This window comes from Photorhabdus sp. S10-54 (assembly GCF_963878145.1).
Lineage (GTDB): Bacteria > Pseudomonadota > Gammaproteobacteria > Enterobacterales > Enterobacteriaceae > Photorhabdus > Photorhabdus kayaii.
Genome location: NZ_CAWNXG010000085.1, coordinates 1 through 6,093, shown reverse-complemented (window position 1 = coordinate 6,093; position 6,093 = coordinate 1). Strand labels below are relative to the sequence as shown.

General features: G+C 45.2%; 7 protein-coding genes and 2 pseudogenes. 8 read left to right on the top strand and 1 reads right to left on the bottom strand.

The window, feature by feature from the left end:
* Positions 1-231 precede the first annotated feature (231 nt).
* Positions 232-669, top strand: a complete 438-nt coding sequence (locus tag AACQ83_RS23145) for a hypothetical protein (protein ID WP_112879743.1) — start codon at positions 232-234, stop codon at positions 667-669.
* 49 nt (positions 670-718) lie between these two features.
* On the opposite strand, the gene AACQ83_RS23140 is transcribed toward AACQ83_RS23145, so the two are convergent.
* The gene (locus AACQ83_RS23140) at positions 719-1,489 is read right to left on the bottom strand and encodes a DNA adenine methylase (protein ID WP_112879742.1); all 771 of its coding nucleotides are present in this window, start codon (positions 1,487-1,489) and stop codon (positions 719-721) included.
* Positions 1,490-1,739: 250 nt separating this feature from the next.
* Between AACQ83_RS23140 and AACQ83_RS23135 the strand changes: the two genes are divergently transcribed.
* From AACQ83_RS23135 to AACQ83_RS23105, 7 genes and pseudogenes are all read left to right on the top strand, one after another.
* Positions 1,740-2,090: a putative holin gene (locus AACQ83_RS23135; protein ID WP_112879741.1), complete on the top strand. Its 351-nt coding sequence runs from the start codon at positions 1,740-1,742 to the stop codon at positions 2,088-2,090.
* Between the two features lie 2 nt (positions 2,091-2,092).
* Positions 2,093-2,710 (top strand): annotated as a pseudogene (locus AACQ83_RS23130) (transglycosylase SLT domain-containing protein).
* A complete protein-coding gene (locus AACQ83_RS23125) occupies positions 2,700-3,323 on the top strand; it encodes a hypothetical protein (protein WP_112879740.1) in 624 nt (207 codons plus the stop codon). The pseudogene AACQ83_RS23130 and the gene AACQ83_RS23125 overlap by 11 nt, the downstream one beginning before the upstream one ends.
* Positions 3,320-3,652, top strand: coding sequence for a hypothetical protein (locus AACQ83_RS23120; protein ID WP_088371073.1), 333 nt, complete (start codon positions 3,320-3,322; stop codon positions 3,650-3,652). The genes AACQ83_RS23125 and AACQ83_RS23120 overlap by 4 nt, the downstream gene beginning before the upstream one ends.
* A complete protein-coding gene (locus tag AACQ83_RS23115) occupies positions 3,645-3,956 on the top strand; it encodes a hypothetical protein (RefSeq protein WP_112879739.1) in 312 nt (103 codons plus the stop codon). Before AACQ83_RS23120 ends, AACQ83_RS23115 begins: the two co-directional genes overlap by 8 nt.
* Positions 3,956-4,501, top strand: coding sequence for a DUF3486 family protein (locus AACQ83_RS23110; RefSeq protein ID WP_112879738.1), 546 nt, complete (start codon positions 3,956-3,958; stop codon positions 4,499-4,501). The genes AACQ83_RS23115 and AACQ83_RS23110 overlap by 1 nt, the downstream gene beginning before the upstream one ends.
* A pseudogene (locus tag AACQ83_RS23105) lies at positions 4,498-6,007 on the top strand (hypothetical protein). The gene AACQ83_RS23110 and the pseudogene AACQ83_RS23105 overlap by 4 nt, the downstream one beginning before the upstream one ends.
* Positions 6,008-6,093 lie beyond the last annotated feature (86 nt).

The window sequence follows — 6,093 nt, the reverse complement described above, 5'->3', positions numbered from 1 at the left end:
TGATGTCAGAACGAGGGTCTTCTATCTTGCTGATAAAATTAAAAATACTCATTATTAGGATCGCTTTTTTATGGAAGAGAGAGATCTTAACGTTTTAATGAGAGAAATGCCTATAAAAAGTCATATTCTGATTTTTATTTAACTAAAATAACCTTATTAAAAATGTGAGATCTCACCCTGTCTACCTGGTGGAACGTTGAAATTGAAGCTTTAGAAACAAATAAGGTATTTATGTCTACTACAAACATAGAAAAATTTAATGAAATTGTAGGTATTATATTTGGGAAATTATATGAGTCATTTCCTTTAAAGATAGATCTTTTACCCACAGAGATAATCGGTGAACCCCTTCAATATTCTGATGGAACATACTCTGACGAACTTTGTACTACAGTAGAAGATCATAGATTTTTTCTGGATACCGTGGATTGGCTCATGACGAATGGTTATTTGGCAGGGACTATGAGCTCTGAAGGTTGTCATAGAGCCGTATTAACCGCTGAGGGTTTAGAAGTTCTCAAAGTAATCCCTGATAGCTTAAAAACCCCATTAGGTGATCGTATTAAGGAAACATTGAAGACTGAAAGTAAAGAAGCATTAAGGTCTTTAGTTAGCCAAACTCTCGGAATAGGTTTACAGTTTGTATCCCGTTCTATTGGTTTAGGTTAAAGATAAAAAAAATGGCAAAGCAAATATATTGCCTTGCCATTCTCGGTTATTAGAAATTACAAATGATTAGTTCTTTACTCTGTTTAACTTTCCCCGTAACTTTCAAGTTGTAACCGATATTAACTGCTTGCATTGTCAGCCCTTTGAACGCCTTGCGCATTTCTGGAATATCGTTCACCGAAATCACCATTTTCCCTCGGATGGTATGTGCTAATTCTGCTAATAGATCATAGTTCTCAAGCCCGAACTCTATGCCATATCCCTCTGTACCCCAATATGGAGGATCACAATAAAACAGTGTATGCGGTCTGTCGTACCGCTGGATGCATTGTGCCCAGTTCATATTTTCAATGATCGTTCTTGCCAGTCGCAGATGAGCCATTGATAGCTCTTCTTCTATTCTGAGTAAATTAAATCGCGGGGGGCTGGTGGTGGAAGTACCGAAAGTATGTTCAGCAACCTTACCGCCAAATGCCTGCTTTTGGAGATAATAGAAACGCGCTGCTCTCTGAATATCGGTTAGCGTTTCTTCGGGGGTAATCTGCAACCATTTATAAATTTGGCGGCTGACCAATGCCCATTTAAATTGCCGGACAAACTCTTCCAAGTGATGTTTTATCACGCGATAAAGATTCACCAACTCACCATTAATATCATTAATCACTTCACATTTGCTCGGTACTTTTAGGAAATACAGTGCAGCAGCACCACAGAACGGTTCGACATAACAGGTATGCTCAGGAAATAACGGTAAAATATGTTTTGCTAATCGGCGTTTACCACCAATCCACGGAACGATAGGTAAAGATTGTTCTTTCATTATCCGTAAGCCTTTTCCATTAGCTGAAAATGAGTTAGGCTTTCCCGGTCATCAATAATCAATAGCGGAAAGAGCCTCGGTTGGCTCACAGTGCATGCCTATGAGTTGATAGCCTACCCAGTGTTCGAGCGTTAGGCTGGTCGCTCTTATCCTGTCTTTTACTTTTCTGATGCGCTCTTAACGCCCTTTAAAATCCTTTTCCCGATAAATTGGCAAAACTGTTTCCATCAACAACTACGGAGACAGTTCAGTGAAAACTTTCAAATCGTTTGTATCACTTATCAAAAAATTACGCCTCGGTGGCTGGTTGTTAACAGCTGTTCTATTGCTGATCACTATCGGTTTAGTTTCCCCTCAACAAGTCCCTGTCGTGATCTACAAATTATCACTTATTGCTCTGGCTGTTGTCTTGGGGTACTGGCTAGACCGCAGTTTATTCCCGAAAGCAAGGCCCGGTCAGTATCTGAAACATGATGAGATACTCATGAAAGAAGGAAAATATCCCGTTCAGACTGGCTACCATGTGGTGTTTGCTGCCGTTCTGATACGCCGTGCACTGATTGTTGCCGCCACCTGTCTGAGCGTAGCTACAGGGTTGTGATTATGAATTGGCGGCAGATTATCAGAATTGTACTGTTGTGGTGTGGCGGAATGATCAGCTCAGCATTGGCTGACGAACCACCACACCGTTCGCAGCAATACCGCAATGACTTAATACGTGCTTCTCGTGTGATCTGGGGATTGAATGCACCTGTAACTGATTTTGCCGCTCAGTTGCATCAGGAGAGTGACTGGAAATCACGAGCTATTTCTCCTGTTGGTGCTTAGGGTATGGCCCAGTTTATGCCCACAACAGCAGATTGGATTAGTCAACGTATTCCTGAATTATCCAATAAAGATCCCTTCAACCCAATCTGGTCTATACAGGCAATGGTTCACTATGACCATTGGCTATGGCAACGCATTAAAGCTGCCGATAAGTGCCAAAGAATGGCGATGGTGCTGTCTTCCTATAACGGAGGCTTAGGCTGGTTACTACGGGATAAGAAGAAAACCGAGGCAGTTGGTCTCAATCCGTGGATCTGGTTCGGTCATGTTGAATCTCAGAATGCTGGCCGTAGAGCGTCAGCATGGAAAGAAAATCGACATTATTCCAAACACATATTACTGGAACTCGCACCTCGTTATTTAACTTGGGGAGGTACCAGCTGTGCCAATTAAATTGTGGACTAAACCTGGTGTATTGATTTTGTCGCTAATCTGCATGTTCGCTTTAGCTCACTGGAGAGGTCATACCACGGGCTTTCAGAAAGCAACGGAGACAGGAAACAGCGCATTAGCACAGCAGAAAGCCGAATTTCTTTTGCTGGAAAAGCAACGGGCAGAACGGGAATTGACTGTACTCAATGCCTTGCATCAACGTTACCAAATGCAGGTCCACTCAGCGCATCAGGCAGCAGCCAATTATCTCAACGATATTGAACAACTCCGCACTCAGAACCAACAACTGAAGAGGAAAATTGGCCATGTTACCCAGAGTTGGATGGATGAAAAACAACAGTTTCATCCTGTTAATTGTGTGTTTACTCGTGGCTTCGTGCAGCAATACAACGCCGCCCTCGGCCTGTCCAGTGCACAAACTCGCTCTGCCTCCGTTACCTCCGGCGCTGATGAAACGTCCCGTGGAAATGAAAGCTCTGATGCCCAACTACGGCCATCCGGTATCACGCAACGAGATATCCTCGCCAATATCATCGACAACGGGGAACAGTGTCTTGCATTGAAAGCTCAGGTTAATGGCTTGCTGGATTACATCGAAGGATTACAACAATGACATTACAGATTGAATTTTGGGCTGCCGTAGGTTTTCTGCTCTCTTTCCTCGGTTTCATTTTTGGCATCGCAAAGTGGTTATTCAGCAAGGCCGAAGAGCGGCAGGAGGAAAGACACGCCTCGTTAGAGCAAGCGCTTAAAAATTCCGTAGACAATTGGTCTCAGCTCGAACGTGAGTTTATGCAGTTTAAGGCTGACTTGCCGCTGAATTACGTGCGCCGTGAAGATTATATTCGTGGTCAAACAGTAATTGAAGCCAAGCTGGATGCGCTTTACAGCAAATTAGAGATGGTGCAGCAGCACCGAATTGCCGGAGGTAAAAATGATTGATGTTGCTCGTGTTCGTCGTGAATCATTGCGCTGGAGTCTGTTGGTCGCACTGAATAAAACCCGCCCATATACCGCCAGTGAAACTCTGTTATTGGATATATCTCGCGCGATTTATCCTGACGTCACTGCATTGGAATTACGGAAGGAGTTAGATTATCTGGCAGACCGTAAATTAATTGACCTCAATAAACAGCCATCGGGTAGTTGGTTTGCTGACTTAACTCGTATTGGTGTTGATGTTGTTGAATATACGGTCGCATGTGGCCTTGGTATTGCTCGTCCTGAAAAGTACTGGAGTGAATAATGGCGCGTCGAAGCACAATCGATAAACTCCCTGAAGACGTTCGGCGCTGGTTGGAACGAGCGTTGACTGAATCAGGGTTTAGTGGATACCAAGAACTCGAAACCTTGCTGCGTGATCAAGGTTATGTAATCAGTAAGTCCGCTATTCACCGTTATGGACAAAAAATAGAAAAGCGATACGGTGCAATACGGGCGGCAACAGAAGCAGCACGGATGCTTACAGAAGGTGCCGTGGATGATCAAGATGCACGTTCTGAGGCTGTGATTGCTTTAATTCAGACTGAACTTTTTGAAAGTATTATTCAACTTCAGGAAGCTGAAGACGGAGAAGTTGCGCCAAAAGAGCGCGTCACACTGCTTTCAAAGGTGGCAAAAAATGTAGCTACACTCTCTCGCGCTAGTGTGAATCTGAAAAAATTCCAATCTGAAGTCCGGGCACGGACTGAAGCTGCTGCAAGTAATGCAGAGAAAATTGCACGCAAAGGTGGATTATCTGCCGAAGCAGTTGCTGCATTACGTCGGGAAATATTGGGAATTGCTACATGAGTCAGCTTGCACCTGTTCTGCCAGATACTTCCTCAATAGCAGCACCTGTCGTCTTATTGCCATACCAGCAACGATGGGTGGCTGATTCGTCTCCTTTTAAAGTCAATGAGAAGAGTCGTCGAACGGGAATTACTTGGGCTGAAGCGTCAGATAATGTACTCCTCGCTGCATCTTCTGCCGCCGCGGGTGGTATGAGTGTGTATTACATCGCCTATAACCAAGATATGACCATTGAATATATTCAAGCCTGTGCAATGTGGGCTCGTGTTTTCAACTATGCGGCCAGTGAAATTGAAGAAGGGTTCTGGGAAGAAGACGAAGATGATAAGCACATCAAAACTTTCACTATCAAATTTCCAGACTCTGGATTCCGTGTAGTGGCGCTTTCTAGCCGTCCGTCTAACTTGCGTGGCCGTCAGGGGATCATTGTCATTGATGAAGCTGCTTTCCACGAACAGCTCGATGAATTACTGAAAGCGGCACTAGCCATGCTTATCTGGGGCGGCAAAGTGCGAGTGATCTCTACCCATAACGGAGACAGCAACTTGTTTAATGAGTTGCTGAACGATATCCGGGCAGGACGCAGGGACGGTGTTATCCACCGTATTACCTTTAAGGAGGCTGTAGCTGAAGGACTATTTCACCGTGTCTGTTTACGTACCAGACGTGAATGGTCACAAGAGGCTGAACAACGGTGGATGATGTCGGTGTACAAGTTCTACGGAGCTGGGGCATCAGAAGAATTGGACTGTATTCCTGCTAATGGTGGCGGAGTCTGGTTGTCCCGCGCTTTGATTGAATCTCGGATGTCTCCCGATACGCCAGTGCTGCGACTGACTTGCCCGAAAGGATATGAGCTTAAATCCGATGAAATACGCCGCACAGATACCGAAGAGTGGCTAAAAGCCAACCTGAAGCCGTTGCTAGATGCATTACCTTCTGATGCTCGTTCATTTCTGGGACGCGATTTTGGCCGCAGTAGCGATTTGTCCGTGGATTATCCATTGCTACAACAAAAAAATCTGGTACGCAGAGTACCGTTCGTGTTGGAACTGCGCAACGTGCCATTCAAACAACAGGAGCAAATTACTTGGTATCTAATGGATGGACTTCCTAATTTGCTGGGTGCAGCCTTTGATGCCCGTGGTAACGGTGCTTATCTGGCCGAGTATGCCATGCAAAAATATGGTGCCAGCCGTGTGCAGCAAGTCATGCCCACCGAAGGTTGGTACCGTGACAATATGCCCCCGGTGAAGGCTGCGCTGGAAGACGGCAATCTGGAGGCGCTGCCAAAGGATGAAGACACTTTGGATGATCTGAGGGCAGTACAGGTCATTAACGGTGTTCCCCGTGTACCTGATCAGCGCTCAAAAGCAAAAGCGGATGGAGGCAGCAGCGATAGCCCTTGCTCTGGCGTACTTCGACAGCCGTGAAATTAACAAAGGTCCGGTGAAGGCAAGTTCCGGCCGACGCCGTCAGTCTGCACGTATGCTGGAGGGATACTAATGTCTCGTGGTATCTGGGTTTCACCAACAGAATTTATTAACTTTTCCGAATCAAAGCAGTCGTTCACTGAACAGATTGCATCGCGT